The organism is Streptomyces sp. NBC_01525 (assembly GCF_045040405.1).
Taxonomy (GTDB): domain Bacteria; phylum Actinomycetota; class Actinomycetes; order Streptomycetales; family Streptomycetaceae; genus Streptomyces; species Streptomyces benahoarensis.
Genome location: NZ_CP109397.1, coordinates 2,557,501 through 2,576,577 on the forward strand (window position 1 = coordinate 2,557,501; position 19,077 = coordinate 2,576,577).

The following is a 19,077-nucleotide window of genomic DNA, read 5'->3' on the forward strand; positions in this document are numbered from 1 at the left end:
CTGGTCCGCGAAGGAGTTGGACATCACGAAGGAGGGGTGACCGGTCGCGTTGCCGAGGTTCAGCAGGCGGCCCTCGGAGAGGACGATCAGGACCTTGCCGTCGGGGTGGGTCCAGGTGTGGACCTGCGGCTTGACCTCGTCCTTGACGATGCCATCGATCTTGGCGAGGCCGGCCATGTCGATCTCGTTGTCGAAGTGGCCGATGTTGCCGACGATGGCCTGGTGCTTCATCCGGGCCATGTCGGTGGCCATGATGATGTCCTTGTTGCCGGTCGTCGTGACGAAGATGTCGGCGGTCTCGACGACGTCGTCCAGGGTGGTGACCTGGTAGCCGTCCATCGCCGCCTGGAGCGCGCAGATCGGGTCGATCTCGGTGATGATCACGCGGGCGCCCTGGCCGCGGAGCGACTCCGCGCAGCCCTTGCCGACGTCGCCGTAGCCGCAGACCACGGCGGTCTTGCCGCCGATGAGGACGTCGGTGGCGCGGTTGATGCCGTCGACGAGGGAGTGGCGGCAGCCGTACTTGTTGTCGAACTTCGACTTGGTGACGGCGTCGTTGACGTTGATCGCCGGGAAGAGAAGCACGCCGTCGCGGTGCATCTCGTAGAGGCGGTGGACGCCGGTGGTGGTCTCCTCCGTCACGCCGCGGATCTCCGAGGCGAGGCGGGTCCACTTCTGCGGGGTCTCGGCGACGGTGCGGTTGAGCAGCTCCAGGATGGCGCGGTGCTCATCGCTCTCGGCGGTGTCGACGGAGGGGACCTTGCCGGCCTTCTCGTACTCGACGCCCTTGTGGACGAGGAGGGTGGCGTCGCCACCGTCGTCGAGGATCATGTTCGGTCCGCCGGTGGGCGAGTTCGGCCAGGTCAGGGCCTGCTCCGTGCACCACCAGTACTCCTCCAGGGACTCGCCCTTCCAGGCGAAGACCGGGACGCCCTGGGGGTTGTCCGGGGTGCCGTTGGGGCCGACGGCGATGGCCGCGGCGGCGTGGTCCTGGGTGGAGAAGATGTTGCAGGACGCCCAGCGGACCTCGGCGCCGAGGGCGACCAGGGTCTCGATGAGGACGGCGGTCTGCACGGTCATGTGCAGGGAGCCGGTGACGCGGGCGCCCGCCAGGGGCTGGGCCTCGGCGTACTCCTTGCGGATCGCCATCAGGCCGGGCATCTCGTGCTCGGCGAGGGTGATCTCCTTGCGGCCGAAGGTGGCGAGGGAGAGGTCGGCGACCTTGAAGTCCTGGCCGGTGGCTGCGGTGGTCATACGGGCTGCTCCTCGTGCGGCGAGGTGGATGTCGGGCTGGGCAGTCTGCGGCGCGGGCAGGCGGGAGCGCACGCGGAAACGGACGCACCTCTCCCCTGGCCGCAGCACAGTCCGTCGGAGGCCCTCTCTCCCTCGGCCGGTCCGCGGTGCGGACCGCCCGACCGCCATCAGCAGCGACGTCTGGCACTGGCCACGAATCTACACCGACCGGCCCGGCGGCCCCAGCCCGCCTCGGCTCATTCTGTGCGCTGCGGGGGCGACGGTCCGGGGTCCGTCGGCTGCGCCGTACGGGGGTGCGGGGAGAGGCCGGGGCGGGTGGACATGCGGGAGGGCGCCGTGGCGGGGGCTCCGCCCGGGGCGTGGGGTGGGAGGCGATCGGGGCTGAGATCGTGCGGTGGCCGCGATGTGCGGCGCCGGTGGGGTCGTGCCGGATGGCGCATGGGAGCGCGGCTCCGTTTCCGTCCGCCCTGTCCTCCTCCATCGCCTCCGTCCGCCCCATCCGCGCGAAGGCCCCACTCCGAAGGACGGAGCGGGGCCTGGGGGGTCGCGGCCGGAAGGCGGGTGCCGCGCCGGCGGGGGCCTTCCGGTGGTGCCCGGGGTCAGCGGCCTCCGGGGGACTTTGCCGGGTCGGCGCCGTTGGCTGCGGTGGCCTCGTCGTAGATGTCGGGCTCCAGATAGATGACCCGGGCGATCGGGACGGCGGCGCGGATGCGTTCCTCGGCGGCGTTGATGGCGTCGGCGACCTCGCGGGCCGTGTCGTCGTGCTCCACCGCCACCTTGGCGGCGACGAGCAGTTCCTCGGGGCCGAGGTGGAGGGTGCGCATGTGGATGACGCGGGTGACGGTGTCGCCGTCGACGACCGCCTCGCGGATCTTGGCGACCTGCTCGGGGCCGGCGGCCTCGCCGAGCAGCAGCGACTTGGTCTCCGCGGCGAGGACCAGCGCGATCAGGACCAGCAGCGCGCCGATGCACATGGTGCCGATGCCGTCCCAGATGCCGTTGCCGGTGGCGAGGGTGAGGCCGACGCCGCACAGGGCGAGGACGAGGCCGATGAGCGCGCCGAAGTCCTCCAGCAGGACGACGGGCAGCTCGGGGGCCTTGGCGCGGCGGATGAACTGCACCCAGCTCTGCTTGCCGCGCAGCTCGTTGGATTCCTTCAGGGCAGTACGGAAGGAGAAGCCCTCGGCGATGACGGCGAAGAGGAGGACGCCGACCGGCCAGTACCAGTTGTCGAGACCGTGCGGCTCATGGATCTTCTCGTAGCCCTCGTAGAGCGCGAAGACGCCACCGATGGTGAAGAGCACGATGGAGACGAGGAAGCCGTAGACGTAACGCTCGCGGCCGTATCCGAAGGGGTGTTCCTCGGTGGCGGCGCGCTTGGCCTTCTTGCCGCCGAGCAGGAGCAGGCCCTGGTTGCCGGAGTCGGCGATCGAGTGCACGCCCTCGGCGAGCATGGACGACGAGCCGCTGAAGGCGAACGCCACGAACTTCGCTACGGCGATCGCCAGGTTGGCGCCCAGCGCCGCGACGATCGCCTTGGTTCCGCCTGATGCACTCATGAGTGCCGTATGTCCCTTCCGTCGGCCGGGCTTTACTGCCCCTTTAAGGCTGTGGGGCGGTCATTCTCGCAGCCCTGCCTCCGGGCGCTGCGGGGTGCCCGGTGGGTGGACGGTGCCACCGGTGGTCGTGGCAGGTCAGGGGCGGGATCGTGGGGTGGGGAGCCGGTGGTCGCGGGCTCGCCCCGGGCCGGGCGCCCGGCGGTACGTCCCCGGGCGCCCGGCCCGCGCTACGCGACGACCGTCATCCGCCCCCCCCGCTACGCGACGACCGTCGCCCGGAAGAGCGTCCCCTCGCCGGAGACGGTGACGTGTTCCCCGGCCGGGACGAACGCCGACTCCCCCGGGGCGAGCCGCAACTCACCGTCCATGGCGGGGAGTTCGGCGCCTTCCGCAGTGGCCGGGCGGGCGACGACCGTGCCTGCCGTGCAGAGCAGTACCTGCGGGGTCCGCGCGTCCAGGGCGCGGGGGGCGGCGCCGGGCGCGAGGACGTACCGGGAGAGGCGGAACTCGTCGGCGGGGGTGTCGTAGACCTCCTCGCCGTCGGTCTCCTCCGGGCGGAGGATGCCGGGGTCGCCGGGGGTGAAGCGGACGATGCGCAGCAGTTCGGGGACGTCGATGTGCTTGCGGGTCAGGCCGCAGCGCAGCACGTTGTCGGAGTTGGCCATCAGCTCGACGCCGAGTCCGCTGAGGTAGGCGTGCGGGATACCGGCGCCGAGGAAGAGCGCCTCGCCGGGCTGGAGCGTTACGTGGTGGAGCAGCATCGCGGCGAGGACGCCGGGGTCGCCCGGGTAGTGGTGGGCGAGGGCGGCGTACGCGGCGTAGGCGGGGGCGTGCGGGCCGCCTTCCGCGCCCCGTTGCGCGGCGGCCGCGGCGGCGCGGTCGACGGAGTCGGCGAGGGCGGCGCGGTCGGTGCCGAGGAGGGCGGTCAGGACCTCGCACAGCGCGTCGGCCTCCGGTTCGGCACGCAGGATGTCGACGTACGGCTTGAGCGCGTCGACGTCCAGGCCCGCCAGCAGGTCGGCGGCCTCGGCGGGGTGCCGGAAGCCGCAGAGCCCCTCGAAGGGGGTGAGGGCGCAGAGCAGCTCGGGCTTGTGGTGCGGGTCCTTGTAGTTGCGGTGCGGTGCGTCGTGGGGAACGCCGCGCCGCTCCTCGTCGGCGTAGCCCGCCTCGGCCTGGGCGCGGTCGGGGTGGACCTGGAGGGAGAGCGGGGAGCCCGCGGCCAGGAGTTTGAGGAGGAAGGGCAGCCGGGCGCCGAAGGCGCGGACGGCGGCGTCGCCCAGTTCGGCCTCGGGGGCGGCGGCGATGACGTCGGCCAGGGAGACGGGCCCGGCGCCGCGGTCGATGCGCGAGGGGGCGCCGGGGTGGGCGCCCATCCACATCTCGGCCTGGGGTTCGCCGGTCGGCTCGGTGCCGAGCAGCTCCGGCAGGGCGGTGACGGAGCCCCAGGCGTAGGGGCGCACGGTGTTGTCGAGGCGGTCCATGGGGCTGCTGCTTCCTGCGTGGCGTACGGGTTCCTGCGGGGCGACGGTGCCTGTGGGGCGTACGGAGAGGTGTCCCGCGAGGTGGCCGCGGGGCGGCCCTCACAGATCACTCCGTGTCGGCGAGCGCGAGGTAAACGGCGGCGAAATCCACGATGGCGAATAGTTCGGCGGCGGTCTCCAGGTCCGTGCCGTCCGGTGGCTCCAGTGCGCTGACCGCGGTACCGCTTTCCTCGGCGAGGGTGTGGGCGGCGAGGGTCGCGGAGAGCGGGCCGGGGGCGTGTTCGCGGAGGAGGACGACGCGGGCGTGGAGGGCGGCGGGCTGTTCGACGCGGTCGCGGAAGAAGTCGTCCGGGTCGGCTCCGGCAGCGAGGGCGCCGGAGAGCAGGGTGCGGTGGGCGGTGAGCGCCTCGGGGAGTTCGGCGGCGAGGGCGGGGCGCCCGGCGAGGCTCGCCAGTTCGGCGGCGAAGTGGCGGCCGACGGCACCGGCCACCCGCCCTTCGGCCCAGATCAGCGGCAGGGCGTCGGCGACCTCGGCGGCCAGCGTCTTCGCCGGGTTGGTGTACGTGGCGAGGGCCGGGCCGCAGCGTTCGGCGAGCTGGTCGAGGCGGTCGGCGAGGCGGGTGAGGGCGTCGGGCGGGGCGCTGAGCAGCCCGATCCGGTCGGCGAGCGCGAGGATCGGGGTGAGCAGCGACCAGAGGGTGCCCGGGGCGGCGGGCGGGGCGCCCTCGACGTCGAACTCGGCGTCGTACGCGGTAGTCGCCAGCGGGACGGCGAGGCCGCGGGCCTGGCCGACGGCTTCGGCGAGCGGGGAGCCGGCGGGGGTGACGGCGACGACGGAGCAGCCGCGGCGGTAGGCGCCCTCGACCAGCTCGGCGAGGCCGGGGTCGGAGCCGTCGGGCCCGGCGATGAGCACCAGGTCGAGGGGGCCGCACCAGCCGGGCAGCGTCCAGCGCAGGGCGCCGGGGCGGGCGTCGACGCCGGTGGGCGGGATGTGGATGACGGGGCAGCTGCCGCCGCCGAGCGCACCGAAGAGGTCGGCGACGCAGGGGGCGACGGGGCCGGGCCCGGCGACGAGGACGGCGCGGGGCCGCCCGTCGGGGACGAGGTCGGCGATACCGGCCTCGGCGGCGCCGCGGGCGGCGGTGCGGACCCGGGCGCCGGATTCGGCGACGCCGCGCAGCAGGCCGTAGCGGTCGGCGCGGGCCAGCGCCTCGGGGGTGTCGAGGAGCGACTCGTCGAGCATGGTGGGCGCGGCCTCCGTTCGCCGGTGCGGGCGGGTCACGCCGGGCGGTGCCGGGGGCGGGCCCCGGCGGCGTCCGGTCAGGCGGGGCGGCGGGCCTCGTCGACGAGGAGTACGGGGATGCCGTCCCGCACGGGGTAGGCGAGAGCGCAAGCGGCGGAGGTGCAGACCAGCTCGGCGGGGTCGTCCGCCGTCCGGTCCGCCAGCGGGGCGTGGCACGCGGGGCAGGCGAGGATCTCGATGAGGCTGGCGTCGACCGGCATGGGGGCTTGCTCCTTCGATGGTTGCGGCCCCGCCAGCCTACCGCCGGGCGGGGGCCGGGGGCCTGTCGTCCGGTGCGGGAGACGTACGGAGGGGGCGGGGCGGGCGACGGGGCCGGGCCGGGTGCCGGGCGCCGGGCGCCGGGCGTCGGGCGCTCCCGGGGGACTCCTGGACCGGACGAAGGCCGGGCCGGCTCCGGGCACGCGCCCCGCTCCAGCCGGTCCGGGGAGAGCATCCGGAGCCCCGGTCCGCGGCGCGAGCCCCGTCCGGCCGCCTTGGGCGGCGCACCCACAGCCTCGGGCCCGTAGGCCGGGCGGGCCGGACGAAGGCCGGGCCGACTCCGGGCACGCGCCCCGGCACCTTGGCGGCGCCCCCCCTCCCGGCCTCGGCAACGGCCTGGCACCGGCAGCCCCACCTACGCCCGGACCACGGCCAGAACCTCATCCCGCACCTGCGCGGCAGTCCCCGCATCCCGCGCCTCGACGTTCAGCCGCAGCAGCGGCTCCGTGTTGGAGGCGCGGAGGTTGAACCACCAGTCGGCGGCGGTGACGGTGAGACCGTCGAGTTCGTCGAGGGTGATGCCGTCGCGGTCCTCGTAGGCGGTCTTGATGGCGGCGAGCCGGCCCGCCTGGTCGGCGACGGTGCTGTTGATCTCGCCGGAGGCGGCGTAGCGGTCGTACGCCGCGACCAGCTGGGACAGCGGGCGGTCCTGGCCGCCGAGGGCCGCGAGGACGTGGAGTGCGGCGAGCATGCCGGTGTCGGCGTTCCAGAAGTCGCGGAAGTAGTAGTGGGCGGAGTGCTCGCCGCCGAAGATCGCGCCCGTCTTCGCCATCTGCTCCTTGATGAAGGAGTGGCCGACGCGGGTGCGGACGGCGGTGCCGCCGTTCTCCTCGACCACCTCGGGGACCGACCAGGAGGTGATGCAGTTGTGGATGACCGTGCCGCCGGGATGCTTGGCCAGCTCGCGGGCGGCGACCAGCGCGGTGATCGCGGACGGGGAGACGGGGTCGCCGTTCTCATCGACGACGAAGCAGCGGTCGGCGTCGCCGTCGAAGGCCAGGCCGAGGTCGGCGCCGGTGGCGCGGACGCGGGCCTGGAGGTCGACGATGTTCTTCGGGTCGAGGGGGTTGGCCTCGTGGTTCGGGAACGAGCCGTCCAACTCGAAGTAGAGCGCGTCCACTTCGAGGGGGAGCCCGGCGAAGACGGTGGGGACGGTGTGGCCGCCCATGCCGTTGCCCGCGTCGACGACGACCTTCAGCGGGCGGATGGCCGACAGGTCGACGAGGGAACGCAGATGGGCGGCGTACTCGCCGAGGACATCGCGTTCGCCGACGGTGCCGGGGGTGGCGGCGGGCTGCGGGGCGCCCTCGGTCATCCAGCGCTCCACGAGGGCGCGGATGTCGGCGAGTCCGGTGTCCTGGCCGACGGGGGCGGCACCGGCGCGGCACATCTTGATGCCGTTGTACCGGGCGGGGTTGTGCGAGGCGGTGAACATCGCGCCGGGCAGGCCGAGGGCGCCGCTGGCGAAGTACAGCTCGTCGGTGGAGCAGAGGCCGATGTGGGTGACGTCCGCGCCGCGCGCCGCGGCGCCGCGCGCGAACGCCTGCGCCAGGCCCGGCGAGGAGGGCCGCATGTCGTACCCGATCACGAGCGCGTCCGCGTCGGTGACCTCGACGAAGGCAGCGCCGAACAGCTCCGCGAGCGACTCGTCCCACTGGTCGGGCACGACACCGCGCACGTCGTACGCCTTCACGAGCTGCGACAGATCAGCCACGGCCGGTCCTCCTCGATTCGGTACGGGAGATCCAACCTACCCGGAGGTACCGACAGCGGGCCGGGCGCACGTCGGGTACACGCCAGGCGGTACGCGGACGGCCGCGGCCCCCCGGGCGGCCGGTCCGCCTCCCTCCGGGTGGCGGGGCGTCAGGGCGGCATCCGGCCCGGTACGGCGGCGCGACGGGCAGCGCGGCGAGGGCGCCCACCAGCGCGGCGTCGATGCCGGCGAGGTGGGCGGAGACGTAGCCGGCGGCGGCGAACTGCACGGCGGCGAAGGCGCGTCCGCAGGCGAGCGCGGGCCGCCCGTCGACGAGTACGGCGACGACCGCCTCGACCGGGTCGAAGCCGGTGGTCGGGGCGGCGCGCCAGGACGGCGTCGGCCCTCGGTGGGACGGCGGATGGGGAGCGGAGCGGGGCCGGTCACCGGGCTGCCGCCGGGAGCCACCCCGGTGTCAGAGGCCGGGCCGGTGCCAGGAGTTGCCCTGAAGCGTCAAGGATCAGGCCGGTGCCAGGGTTCGGGGCCTCAGGACTCGGGCCGCCCAGGCGTCAGGAGCCGGGCGGCGTCAGGAATCCGGCGACCGCAGCACCCGAAGATGCCCGCGGCGTGTGGCGCCCGGCTGCGGGGTCTCGCGGGTCTCGGTCCGCTCCGGGGCGGCGGGGCGCTCCGGGGGACGGGCCGCCTCGCGTACCGCGTTGGCGAGCGCTTCGAGGTCGTCACCACTGGGGCGGGCCGGGCCGGGGTCGATGGCCAGGCGGACGACTTCCCAGCCGCGGGGGGCGGTCAGGCGCTCGGAGTGCTCGGCGCACAGGTCGTAGCAGTGGGGTTCCGCGTAGGTGGCGAGCGGTCCGAGCACGGCGGTCGAATCCGCGTACACGTACGTCAGCGTTGCGACGGCGGGGCGGCCGCACGCAGTGCGCGAACAGCGACGTACAGGGCTCACGACGTTGGACGGTACCGCACTCTTGACCGGGCCGCGACGACTCACCTCCCGCTCACCCGACCGTGTCGTCCCGGTTCGTCCGGTGCGTCTGACCTGCACCCGCTCGCGGCGGCCTGCGCCGTGCGGCACGGAAAGGGCCGCACGGAGCCGGAATGGGCGCCGCCCGGGGACGGCATCGCCGGATTCCCCGGACGAGGATGGGGAGGAAAGGGATAAATGGGTGCGGGGAAGTGGTGGAGAGGGGATCGGGGGGCCGGTGGGCCAGGCCGGACGGCAGGCGCGAGGAGGGGGCGCGCCAAATGAACACAATCGTTATCGGACCGGTCATCCGCCCCGTGTTCCCGGATGCCTCGCTCCGCCTCCCCGGAAGGGCCGCGGCGGCTACGCTCGGAGGCGATGGACACGTCCGAACCGCCCCGCCCGACGGAACCGCGCCCGCGCCGCCGTGACCGCCACGGCCGTGGCATGCGCGGCCCCATCGCCCCGCCGCAGGTCCCGCTCTCCGTCAGCCGCGCCGACGCCTTCGAGGACCTCGTCCACGATGCGCGCGACCGGCTGGAGCGGCGCTGGCCGCAGCTGTCCGGCGTCGACTTCCTCGTCCAGGAGGTGCCGCTGTTCGGACCGGAGGACGAGGCGGAGCCGGACGACGGGACGGTGCCGCTGGGGCGGGCGATCCCGGCCGCCGGGCCGCACCGCGACCGCGTCATCGTCTACCGCCGCCCGGTCGAGATCCGCACCAAGAGCCGCGACGAGCGGGCCCTGCTGGTCCACGAGACCGTCGTCGAGCAGGTCGCCGAACTCCTCGGCCTGGCGCCGGAGTCGGTGGACCCGCGCTACGGCCAGGACTGACCGCCGTGCGGGCCACCGCTCCCCCGGTCCGTCAGCCCGTCAGCCCGTCAGTCCGTCAGTCCGTCAGTCCGTCAGCAGCGACAGGTCCTGGCCGGCCGTCGGGACGACCACCGTTCCCCGGTCGTCCGGCAGTGTCTGCACCGTGAAGGCGGGGACGCCGCCCTGCGGCTGGGCCAGGGTGCGCGCCGCGTGGACCGGACCGCTGCCGGCGGCGGGTTCCACCGTCAGCGCGTAGCTGCCCTTGAGGCCCTGCGGGAGCGGCGGTGTGACGGCGAGGGTGGTGCCGCCCTTGACCGTGTACGTCTTACTGACCGGCGTACCGCCCTCGCTGCCCGCCGAGGCGACGACGGTGACCTTGGCGTCCTTGCCCTTCTCGGGGGCGACCAGCGACAGCGTGGCGCCCTTGGCGCGGTTGTCGGCGGCGGTGGCGCGCTGCTCGACGGGCCGGGTCGCGGGGATGAACGCCATCTCCTTGTTGGCGCCCTTGCCGCGGACCACCTGGAGCGCCGCGACGATCGGGGTGCGGGAGCCGTCGTCGGCGGGCGACAGCACCAGCGAGCCCGCCTCGCCCTGCGGCTTGAGGTCGACCGCCGTCGTCATCCCGCTCTTGACGTGCAGCGACTCCAGTCCGGCCGGGGTGATCAAGCCGGTCGGGGTGGCCAGTTGCACCTTCAGGTCGGCGTCGGTGTCGCCCGGCGCCAGGACGACCAGCCGTACGGAGGTGGCGTCGGCGGGGATGCCCGGGAGCACCGCGCCGGGCGCCGGGTCGGCGGCGGCCGGGAGCCAGTCGCCGCCCTGGTGGGTGTCGGTCGCCTGGACGGAGGCGCCGACCCGGCCCTCGCGGGCGGTGACGTGCAGCGCCGCGTCGGGCTGCGGGGAGGTGGTGAGGGTGGAGAGCAGCACCGGGACGGTGGTGTGCGGTGGGACGGCGATGTTCTCGCCCGCGTCGCCGCTCAGCGCACCGTCCTTGCCGCGCAGTTCGAGGTCGACGACGGCCTGGGTGGCGTCGGGATTGGTGAGGTGGACGTAGTCCTGCCGGTCCTTGCCGGTGCTGACGCCCGGGAACCAGAACGTGGTGTCGGGCGCGACGCAGCTCAGGCCGAGCAGTCCGCGCCCGGCGCCCGCGGCGACCGAGGTGGTCTGCTGGACGGTCCAGCCGGGTGCCAGCGCGCCGTCGGCCTCGCCGGTCAGCGCGGGCGCGTCGGAGCGGTTGGTGGTGGCGGTGACGGGGGTGCCCGCGGCCTTCAGCGGCGCGACGGGCTTGCTGTCGCGCGGCGGCACGGCCCGCTGCCCGGCCGCCGCACCGCTGTCGTCGCCCTTACCGCCCTTGCCCTTGCCGCCGGTGTCCTCCTGGACCGTTCCAGCGGCGTGCAGTGCGGCGGTGCCCTTGCCCGCGGCGCCCTTGGGGGAGAACGCGGTGTACGTGGTCTCCCCGACCTCCGAGGACGTCGGGGTCGGGCAGAGCAGGGCGGAGCGCTCGACCGGCTTGCGGGCCGCGCCGGGCGCCGCCTCCGGGGCACCGCCGGGGGCGGCGACGGCGGCGACGCCGGTCGCCGCGGCGAGCGCGACCGCCGCGGCGGTCAGGGTCATCATCGTGCGCTTCACTGCTGCTCGCTCCCGTCACGGCGCGGCCCGGAGTGCGGACCGGGGTACGTCGTGCCGTCGTCGTAGGGCTGCTGGGCCGGGATCTGCTGCCCCTCGTAGGACTGCTGCCCGTCGTAGGACTGCTGCCCGTCGTAGGACTGCTGCCCCGGGTAGGGCTGCTGCTGCCCGTAGGCGTACGGGTCGTAGCCGCCCGCCTGCGGGGCACCGGCCCCGTAGGGGTCGGCCGGGTAGCCGCCGGGCTGCTGGTACGGGTCGGGCTGCCCGTACCCGTACGGGGTCCGGGTACCGTCGCCGCCGTCGTGCGGGAACTGCTGCGGCACGGCCGGGTCGCCGGGCTGCTGCGGGGCGCCGCCCCACGGGTCGTACGGCGTCTGCTGCGGCACCGCCGCGTACGGGTCGTGGGCGGCCGGGTCGTACAGGGTCCCTTCCTGTTCGTGGCCGGGCGCCGGGACCCCGGCGTCCGGTGCCGCGGCCTCCGGCGCGTCCGGTGCGGGGGCCTCCGTGGCCTGGGCGGCCGCGCGCAGGCGGCGGGCGCGGCGGCCCTCGCCGGTCGCGGCCGTGGCCTGCGCCTCGGCGACGGCCTCCTCCGGGAGGTCGTCGTCGATCTCCCGGCGGCGGCCCGGCAGCGCCAGGACCACCAGGACGACGGCGAGGAGGCCCTGGGCGGCCAGCCACAGGGTGTGGCCGAGCGGGTTGTCGTGGGTGAGGTCGAGGCGGCCGGCACCGGCCGGGAGCGCGAAGCCCTGCGCCCAGCCGTCGACGGTGACCGGCTTGAGCGCGGTGCCGTCCAGCGTGGCGTGCCAGCCCTCGTCCGCGGCGTCCGCGATCCGCAGCACCCGGCCCTCGGGCCCGGCGGGCACCCGGGTGTGCGCCTCGACGGGACCGGCGGCCACCGCGACCGGCGCGGCGGCGTCCCCGGCGTGGGTGCCGTCGGTGGCGTCGCCCGCCACGATCGTCACCCGCGGCACGCGCCGGTCGACGCGCCACAGGGCGCTGCCGTCGTCCTGGCTGAGCCGGGTCAGGCCCGGCGTCGCGTCCAGGACCCGGCCCATGTCGCGCGGGGCGCCGTCGCGGACCAGGACGTAGCGGACGGCGTAGCCGCCGAGCTGGCTGGTCTGGTCGGCGCCGGAACCGGCGACCAGGTTGGCGACGATGGTGCCGAGCCGCCGGTCGTCCCCGGCCTCGCGGGCCAGGTCGGCGTCGCCGAGGCGGGCGCCGGAGCCACGGACCAGGCTGTAGCCGACGTGGCCGTCGCCGCCGTCGAGCACCAGGGTGCGGGCCCGGTCGGCGGTGGACGACTCCTCGGCGACGAACGCCGGGACCTGCACCGGGTCGCGGCGCTCCAGCGGCCCGGCGGCGCCGGTGATCATCCAAGTGACGGCGGCGTAGAGCGGCGCCAGCGCGGAGGCCAGCGCGATCAGCACCGCCACCGGCTGCTTCCAGCCGAAGCCGAGGGCGATCATGCGGGTGCGGACGCCCTCCGCGCCGACGGCCGCGGCGGTCAGCAGCGCCAGGCCGTAGACCAGCATCAGCGGGCCGGTCCAGCCGTGGCCGTTGCCGAGCGCGGCGAGGAGCAGGGCGGCGAACGCGGCCGCCCAGGCGGTACGGATCGTCCGCTGCCGGGCGTCGCGCAGGGCGGCGCCGAGCGCGGCCAGGACGATGCCGAGCAGCAGCAGGCCGCCCGCGGTCTTCGGGCCGCCGGGGCTGATCGAGAGCAGGTCGAACGCGGACGCGGAGCCCGTGCCGTACGCCAGACCGGCCTCACGGAAGAAGTCGGCGGGGTGGGAGAGGAGCGACAGCGACCAGGGCGCGAGGACGAGCAGCGGCGCCAGCGCCACGGCCACGAACCGCAGGGCGTACCCGGCGAGCAGGGCGCGGTTGCCGTCCAGGGCGCGCAGCACCAGCAGCGCGAGGTTCAGCGCCACCACGAGCGGCCAGACGACGGGCGTGAACGCCATGGTGAAGGTGGTCAGCAGCGCCAGCGCCCAGGTGGCCCGCCAGCTCGGGCGGGAGCCCGGCGCCAGGCGCAGACCGCCCGCCGCGACGGCGGCGCGGGCCATCCCCGGCAGCACGATCGCCAGCACCGCGGTGCCGAGGCGGCCACCGGCCAGTGCGCCGGTCGCCGCGGGCAGGAACGCGTAGACGACGCTGCCCCAGGCGCGCAGCAGCCGGGAGGCGACCAGCGGGCGGGAGGCGAAGTAGGCGGAGAGTCCGGCCAGCGGGACGGAACAGACGAGCAGCAGGGTGAGGGTGAAGCCGGTGCTGCCCAGGAAGAGCGAGGAGAGCAGCGCGAGAACGGCGAGGTAGGGCGGCGCCGCGGCGGTGGAGCCGGTGCCGACCTGGTGCCAGCTGTCGAGGTACGCCGACCACAGCTCGGAGACGTGCGCGGGTGCGGGCAGCAGCGCGCCGCCGGCCAGCGAACCGGAGCCGAGCAGATCGCGGCAGGCGATCAGCGAGACCAGCAGCAGGACGGCGAAGAGGATCGGCGCCGGGCGGCGGGCGATCCGCTTGAGCCGGGCGAACTGCTCGACGTCGAGGAAGTCGGCGTCGTCACCGCCCGGCCCGGACTCCACCGCACCGTGCCGCCCGGACGACGCCACATCGGGCGCGGCCCGTCCGGTGAGGTTGCCCGCGACCTGCTCGACGGTGACGCGGACCGTCGCACCCGGCGGCGGGAACAGCGACCGCAGTTCCCCCGCCTCGGCGGCCGGACGGCCTCTGCGTTTACGGGCGGCGAGGATGCGGCCCGGCCGCAGCAAGGTGCCGAAGAGCCCGGCGAGTTCGTCGAGCGCCTGCCCCGGCACCTTCCCGACGAGGTAGGCGAGGACCCGCAGCACGGTGCCGAGGACCAGCCGGATCATCACGTACGGGAGCAGCGCGCCGCGGGTGTTGGCGAGCAGGGTGTAGACGGCACCGGCCTTGTCGACGCGGTGCGGGCTGGCGGCCGAGCGGCCGACGCAGTCGACGGTGCGGCGTTCGCGGGCGGCGGCCTCGGCGTGCCGCAGGACCGCGTCGGGGGCGACGAGGACCTGGTGGCCCGCCGAGTGGGCGCGCCAGCACAGGTCGACGTCGTCGCGCATCAGCGGCAGCCGCCGGTCGAAGCCGCCCAGCTCCTCGTAGACGTCGCGGCGGATGAGCATCCCGGCGCTGGAGACGGAGAGGACCGGGCGGACCTGGTCGTGCTGGCCCTGGTCCTGCTCGCGGCGGTCCAGGCCGGTCCAGCGGCGGCCGCTGCGGGCGACGGAGACGCCCACCTCCAGCAGCTGCCTGCGGTCGTACCAGCTGCGCAGCTTGGGGCCGACGACGGCGGCCGAGGGGCTGGCGTCGGCGACGCGCAGCAGTTCGGCGAGGGCGGTCGGTTCGGGCGCGCAGTCGTCGTGCAGCAGCCACAGCCACTGGACCGGTTCACCGTGCGGGAGTTCCGGCATGTCGTACGCGTCGTCGCGCCAGGTGCGGCTGACGGGGTCCCAGCCGCTGGGCCGCCGCAGGTACGGCAGGTCGTCGGGGGTGAGCACAGGGGCGGTGCGGACCGCTTCGTCGACGGCGGTGCCGAAGCCGGAGCGGCGGGCGAGGTGCAGCACCCGCTCGTCGCCGAGGGCGGCGCCGAGGAGTTGGGCGGAGTCGTCCGCGCTGCCGGTGTCGGCGCCGATGACGTTCTGCACCGGGCGTTCCTGGCCCTGCAGCCCGGCGAGCGCGTCGGGCAGCCAGCGGGCACCGTCGTGGGAGACGATCACGGCGGTGACGACATGCCGTGGGAACTCTGGGGTGCCTGCGGGATCTGTGGCGGTCTGGGCCGCCGACTGGCTGTGCACGGACATCGAGGTACGGGCCCTCCGGACCCGGGAGTTCGGGGCCGGCGGCGAAGCCGCGCGGACCGGCGCCCCCGGAAGACACTGCGACGGACTACTAGGGGAAGCGTCACCGCCGGGCGCCGCGAGCCGGACGGGACGTTGACGACACCCCCTAGGGACGCGCGCGCCCACTCGGGGGCGGCGGCACGTCTCGGACGGAGCCCCACACTAATGGTTCACGCGTCGGCGCCCACCGGCTCCTCACGCAGCGGACCGCCCCCGGCGTCGAGTGCGCTGGAGGCGGCGGGTTCGCTATAGGGGGATATGGGGAGTTGGCGTGGTACGGCTGCGGGGCCCGCGGGGCCGCGCACCGTCCGCCCGGCGGACTTCCGCGCCGCCTTCAGACGGCGGCCTTCTTCAGCCGGCGCCGCTCGCGCTCCGACAGACCGCCCCAGATTCCGAAGCGTTCGTCGTTGGCGAGGGCGTATTCGAGGCACTCGGAGCGGACTTCACAGGCGAGGCAGACCTTCTTGGCCTCGCGGGTGGAGCCGCCTTTCTCCGGGAAGAAGGACTCGGGGTCGGTCTGCGCGCACAGTGCGCGCTCCTGCCAGCCGAGCTCCTCTTCCGCCTCTTCGACCAGCAATTCTTCGAACAGCTCGGTCATGTGCGCCCCTCGTCTGTCTTGACGTCCCCGTGATGCGGCCGTGATCGATGACGGCCGAACGACACGAGTGAAATTACAAGTGCGGGGATCCGGGCCAGTCAAGCCAAGATCTGCTATTGCGCCCCTTATTCACTCTGCGGAACCAAACGTACACGGAAAGTGTTGATATCGTGAAAAACTAGGACACTTCCCTGGGGGCGCATTCCAGGGGTACGCCCCCATTACCCACAGGGACGTGACCGACCGCACTCCCGTTGCACCTCCCGCGTCGGAGCGGGAGAGATCACAGCGCGGCCTCAGGGCCGCAACGGCGTGCGCGGGCGCGGCTGCCGGGCCCCCTCTCCCCGCGGACGGGGGACAAACCTTTCGCCGGACGGTCCGACCGGATGGGGTGAAGCCCCACCGCCGCGGCAGGCGTCCGGTTGACATCACGGACGCGAACCGTTCTCCTTGGTCCCATGCCAGCGACCTCCGCACCCCGCACGACCCGTTTCCACGGGTCGCTGCGCGCTGCGCACGCTCGCTGTCGCTGTTCCAGCTGTTGAAGCCACTGAGCTCCAGCCTTCTCCGCCGCACCACCCCCGCAGCGCTCCGCTCCACGCGCCCGCACGGTGCCCCCACCGGGAGACCACCGCACGGTGCCGCACCCCGTTCGCGCCCTTCCCCGATTCCTGCTCATTCGCCGAGGAACCGAAGCACATGAACAGCGATGTCCAGATCGCCGGTGACCTGCTCTCCGTCGCCCACCTCCTGCCGCCCGTCCCCGCACACCCCTCCACCGTCGCCGGATTCGCCGGACTGGCCCGCTCCCTCGCCGCCGACCGCTCCGCCTGGGCCCCGCTGGTCCGCTACGACGCCACCACCCGCTGGTACCAGCGGCTGCGCTCGGTCCCGTCGGCCGGGTACGAGGTGTGGCTGCTGAGCTGGCTGCCCGGGCAGGGCAGCGGCCGCCACGACCACGGGCGCTCGTCCGGCGTACTGACCATGCTGGAAGGGGAGTTGACGGAGCACGCGACGTCCGGCGGCGGCGAGGTGCGGCATGCGCTGCGCCCCGGTGCGCAGCGGGTCTTCGCGCCGGGGTACGTCCACGAGGTCGTCAACGACGCACTGACACCGGCGGTCAGCCTGCACCTCTACTTCCCCGGGCTGACGGAGATGCCGATGCACCCCTCGCAGCACGCCGTCGCCGCCGAGGCCGCCGCGCACTGACGGACCCTCGACGGCGGCAGCCGGGCGGTTCCGCGCGGCTGCCAGACTGGGGGCATGCGCATTGTGGTTCTGGCCGGCGGTATCGGCGGCGCCCGCTTCCTGCGGGGACTGAAGGCAGCTCAGCCGGAGGCGGAGATCACCGTCATCGGCAACACCGGCGACGACATCCATCTCTTCGGGCTCAAGGTCTGTCCCGACCTCGACACCGTGATGTACACCCTCGGCGGCGGCATCGACGAGGAGAAGGGCTGGGGCCGCGACGACGAATCCTTCCGGGTGAAGGAGGAGTTGGCGGCTTACGGCGTGGGGCCCGACTGGTTCGGGCTGGGCGACCGGGACGTCGCCACCCACCTCGTACGGACCCAGATGCTGGGCGCCGGATTTCCGCTCAGCGCCGTCACCGAGGCGCTGTGCGACCGCTGGCGGCCCGGCGTCCGGCTGCTGCCGATGACCGACGACCGCGTCGAGACGCACGTCGCCATCGGTGAGGGCGGGGAGCGGCGGGCGATCCACTTCCAGGAGTACTGGGTGCGGATGCGCGCCTCGGTGGACGCGCACGCGGTGGTGCCGGTCGGCGCCGAACAGTCCGTCCCGGCGCCCGGCGTGCTGGAGGCGATCGCCGCGGCGGACGTCATCCTCTTCCCGCCGTCCAACCCGGTGGTGAGCGTCGGCACGATCCTCGCGGTGCCCGGTATCTGGGACGCCGTCGCGGCGGCGGACTCCCCGGTGATCGGCCTCTCCCCCATCGTCGGGGGCGCGCCGGTGCGCGGGATGGCCGACAAGGTGCTGGCCGCCGTCGGCGTCGAGGCCACCGCCGCCGCGGTCGCCCGGCACTACGGCGCGAAGGGCCGCGCGGCGGCGGACGACGGGCCCGCCGGGCTGCTGGACGGCTGGCTGGTCGACGAGGTGGACGCCGCCGCGGTCGCCGATGTCGAGGCCGCGGGGATCCGCTGCCGGGCGGTGCCGCTGATGATGACGGACCTCGACGCCACGGCCGCCATGGCCCGCGTGGCGCTGACGCTCGCCGGGGAGGTACGGGCATGAGCACCGACATCGACACCGGCATCGAGGGGACCGGCCCCGGCTACCGCGTCTGGGCGCTGCCCGGAATCCCGGAGGTGCGCCCCGGCGACGACCTGGTGAAGCTCATCGCGGCCGCCGCGACCGCCGGCGGGCTGCCCGGGCTCGCCGACGGCGACGTCCTGCTCGTCACCTCGAAGATCGTCAGTAAGGCCGAGGGCCGGATCGTCGAGGCCACCGACCGCGAGGAGGCCATCGACCGGGAGACGGTCCGCGTGGTGGCGCGCCGCGGCGCGCTGCGCATCGTGCAGAACCGGCAGGGCCTGATCATGGCCGCCGCCGGGGTCGATGCCTCCAACACCCCTTACGGGACGGTGCTGTTGCTGCCCGAGGACCCGGACGCCTCGGCCCGCGCGCTCCGCGCCGGGTTGCGGACGGCGCTCGGTGTCGATGTCGGCGTCGTCATCAGCGACACCTTCGGGCGGCCGTGGCGCGCGGGCCTGACGGATGTGGCCATCGGCGCCGCGGGCGTCCGCGTCCTGGACGATCTGCGGGGCGGCACCGACGCGTACGGCAATCCGCTCAGTGCGACGGTGGTGGCCACCGCCGACGAACTCGCCGCCGCGGGCGACCTGGTGAAGGGCAAGGCGGCGGCGCTGCCGGTCGCGGTGGTGCGGGGGTTGCCACACGTCATGACGCGGCCGGCCGCGACGGACCCGGACTCGGCGGACGGCACGGACGATGTGGGCGCGCGGGCGCTGGTGCGGGACGGCGCCGACGACATGTTCCGGCTCGGCACGTCCGAGGCGGTGCGGGAGGCGGTGACGCTGCGGCGCACGGTCCGCGAGTTCACCGACGATCCGGTGGACGGCGGCGCGGTGCGCCGGGCGGTCGCGGCGGCGCTGACCGCCCCGGCGCCGCACCACACCACGCCGTGGCGGTTCGTCCTGCTGGAGTCGCCGGAGGCCCGGACCCGGCTGCTGGACGCGATGCGGGACGCCTGGGCCGCGGACCTGCGGGCCGACGGTTTCTCCGAGGAGTCCGTCGCCCGCCGCCTGCGCCGCGGCGACGTCCTGCGGAACGCGCCGTATCTGGCGGTGCCGTGCCTGGTGGCGGACGGGGCACACGCCTACCCGGACGCCCGGCGGGCGGCGGCGGAGCGCGAGATGTTCGTCGTCGCGAACGGTGCCGGTATCCAGAACTTCCTGGTCGCCCTGGCCGGGGAGCGGCTGGGCTCGGCCTGGGTCTCGTCGACGATGTTCTGCCGCAACGTGGTCCGCGAGGTCCTGGAACTGCCCGGCGACTGGGACCCGATGGGCGCGGTGGCGATCGGACGGCCCGCGGCGCCGCCGAGGGAGCGCCCGGTGCGGGACGGAGCGGATTTCATCGAGGTGCGGTGACGGGATCGCGGTCGGCCCCTACGGGTT

Annotated in this window: 14 protein-coding genes (1 of these 14 only partly in view); 4 read left to right on the top strand and 10 right to left on the bottom strand. The window is 74.7% G+C overall.

Annotation, left to right across the window (positions count from 1 at the left end):
- From ahcY to OG422_RS11315, 7 genes are all read right to left on the bottom strand, one after another.
- Window positions 1–1,254, bottom strand: the 5' portion of a protein-coding gene (ahcY, locus tag OG422_RS11285; protein ID WP_143944663.1) for an adenosylhomocysteinase. Its footprint begins 204 nt before the window's first position; the window shows 1,254 of its 1,458 coding nt (coding positions 1–1,254); the start codon lies at window positions 1,252–1,254; its stop codon lies beyond the left edge, outside the window.
- A gap of 599 nt (window positions 1,255–1,853) precedes the next feature.
- Complete coding sequence (locus tag OG422_RS11290) at window positions 1,854–2,813, bottom strand: cation diffusion facilitator family transporter (protein ID WP_143944510.1); 960 nt, start codon at window positions 2,811–2,813, stop codon at window positions 1,854–1,856.
- A gap of 257 nt (window positions 2,814–3,070) precedes the next feature.
- The gene (manA, locus tag OG422_RS11295; RefSeq protein WP_405742412.1) at window positions 3,071–4,294 is read right to left on the bottom strand and encodes a mannose-6-phosphate isomerase, class I; all 1,224 of its coding nucleotides are present in this window, start codon (window positions 4,292–4,294) and stop codon (window positions 3,071–3,073) included.
- Window positions 4,295–4,400: 106 nt separating this feature from the next.
- Entirely contained in the window at window positions 4,401–5,537 is a 1,137-nt protein-coding gene (locus OG422_RS11300) for an SIS domain-containing protein (protein ID WP_405742414.1), read from the bottom strand.
- Between the two features lie 77 nt (window positions 5,538–5,614).
- Window positions 5,615–5,797 carry a Trm112 family protein gene (locus OG422_RS11305; protein WP_405742416.1) on the bottom strand — a complete coding sequence of 61 codons (183 nt, stop codon included), beginning with the start codon at window positions 5,795–5,797 and terminating at the stop codon, window positions 5,615–5,617.
- 413 nt (window positions 5,798–6,210) lie between these two features.
- Complete coding sequence (locus tag OG422_RS11310) at window positions 6,211–7,569, bottom strand: phosphomannomutase/phosphoglucomutase (protein ID WP_405742418.1); 1,359 nt, start codon at window positions 7,567–7,569, stop codon at window positions 6,211–6,213.
- A gap of 565 nt (window positions 7,570–8,134) precedes the next feature.
- Window positions 8,135–8,557, bottom strand: a complete 423-nt coding sequence (locus tag OG422_RS11315; protein ID WP_143942379.1) for a DUF3499 domain-containing protein — start codon at window positions 8,555–8,557, stop codon at window positions 8,135–8,137.
- Window positions 8,558–8,908: 351 nt separating this feature from the next.
- On the opposite strand from OG422_RS11315, the gene OG422_RS11320 reads away from it, so the two are divergent.
- Complete coding sequence (locus OG422_RS11320) at window positions 8,909–9,361, top strand: metallopeptidase family protein (RefSeq protein WP_143942378.1); 453 nt, start codon at window positions 8,909–8,911, stop codon at window positions 9,359–9,361.
- A gap of 63 nt (window positions 9,362–9,424) precedes the next feature.
- Here OG422_RS11320 and OG422_RS11325 read toward each other — a convergent pair whose 3' ends face one another.
- The 3 genes from OG422_RS11325 to OG422_RS11335 form a co-directional block, all read right to left on the bottom strand.
- The gene (locus tag OG422_RS11325) at window positions 9,425–10,966 is read right to left on the bottom strand and encodes a DUF5719 family protein (RefSeq protein ID WP_405742421.1); all 1,542 of its coding nucleotides are present in this window, start codon (window positions 10,964–10,966) and stop codon (window positions 9,425–9,427) included.
- Entirely contained in the window at window positions 10,963–14,784 is a 3,822-nt protein-coding gene (locus OG422_RS11330; RefSeq protein ID WP_405742423.1) for a glycosyltransferase, read from the bottom strand. Before OG422_RS11330 ends, OG422_RS11325 begins: the two co-directional genes overlap by 4 nt.
- 373 nt (window positions 14,785–15,157) lie before the next feature.
- Window positions 15,158–15,421: a WhiB family transcriptional regulator gene (locus OG422_RS11335; RefSeq protein ID WP_030282286.1), complete on the bottom strand. Its 264-nt coding sequence runs from the start codon at window positions 15,419–15,421 to the stop codon at window positions 15,158–15,160.
- A gap of 699 nt (window positions 15,422–16,120) precedes the next feature.
- Here OG422_RS11335 and OG422_RS11340 point away from each other — a divergent pair.
- From OG422_RS11340 to OG422_RS11350, 3 genes are read left to right on the top strand one after another with little or no spacing between them, the layout of a single operon-like run.
- Window positions 16,121–16,630: a cysteine dioxygenase gene (locus tag OG422_RS11340; RefSeq protein ID WP_405742425.1), complete on the top strand. Its 510-nt coding sequence runs from the start codon at window positions 16,121–16,123 to the stop codon at window positions 16,628–16,630.
- A gap of 54 nt (window positions 16,631–16,684) precedes the next feature.
- On the top strand, window positions 16,685–17,674 hold the full coding sequence (gene cofD, locus OG422_RS11345; protein ID WP_405742427.1) for a 2-phospho-L-lactate transferase: 990 nt from the start codon (window positions 16,685–16,687) through the stop codon (window positions 17,672–17,674).
- Entirely contained in the window at window positions 17,671–19,050 is a 1,380-nt protein-coding gene (locus tag OG422_RS11350) for a coenzyme F420-0:L-glutamate ligase (protein WP_405742429.1), read from the top strand. The genes cofD and OG422_RS11350 overlap by 4 nt, the downstream gene beginning before the upstream one ends.
- The last annotated feature ends 27 nt before the right edge of the window (window positions 19,051–19,077 follow it).

Bases quoted from the DNA above. Each gene is read 5' to 3' on its own strand.
- OG422_RS11290 (WP_143944510.1), bottom strand. From the start codon at position 2,813: ATGAGTGCATCAGGCGGAACCAAGGCGATCGTCGCGGCGCTGGGCGCC.
- manA (WP_405742412.1), bottom strand. From the start codon at position 4,294: ATGGACCGCCTCGACAACACCGTGCGCCCCTACGCCTGGGGCTCCGTC.
- OG422_RS11300 (WP_405742414.1), bottom strand. From the start codon at position 5,537: ATGCTCGACGAGTCGCTCCTCGACACCCCCGAGGCGCTGGCCCGCGCC.
- OG422_RS11305 (WP_405742416.1), bottom strand. From the start codon at position 5,797: ATGCCGGTCGACGCCAGCCTCATCGAGATCCTCGCCTGCCCCGCGTGC.
- OG422_RS11320 (WP_143942378.1), top strand. From the start codon at position 8,909: ATGGACACGTCCGAACCGCCCCGCCCGACGGAACCGCGCCCGCGCCGC.
- OG422_RS11330 (WP_405742423.1), bottom strand. From the start codon at position 14,784: ATGTCCGTGCACAGCCAGTCGGCGGCCCAGACCGCCACAGATCCCGCA.
- OG422_RS11335 (WP_030282286.1), bottom strand. From the start codon at position 15,421: ATGACCGAGCTGTTCGAAGAATTGCTGGTCGAAGAGGCGGAAGAGGAG.
- OG422_RS11340 (WP_405742425.1), top strand. From the start codon at position 16,121: ATGAACAGCGATGTCCAGATCGCCGGTGACCTGCTCTCCGTCGCCCAC.
- cofD (WP_405742427.1), top strand. From the start codon at position 16,685: ATGCGCATTGTGGTTCTGGCCGGCGGTATCGGCGGCGCCCGCTTCCTG.
- OG422_RS11350 (WP_405742429.1), top strand. From the start codon at position 17,671: ATGAGCACCGACATCGACACCGGCATCGAGGGGACCGGCCCCGGCTAC.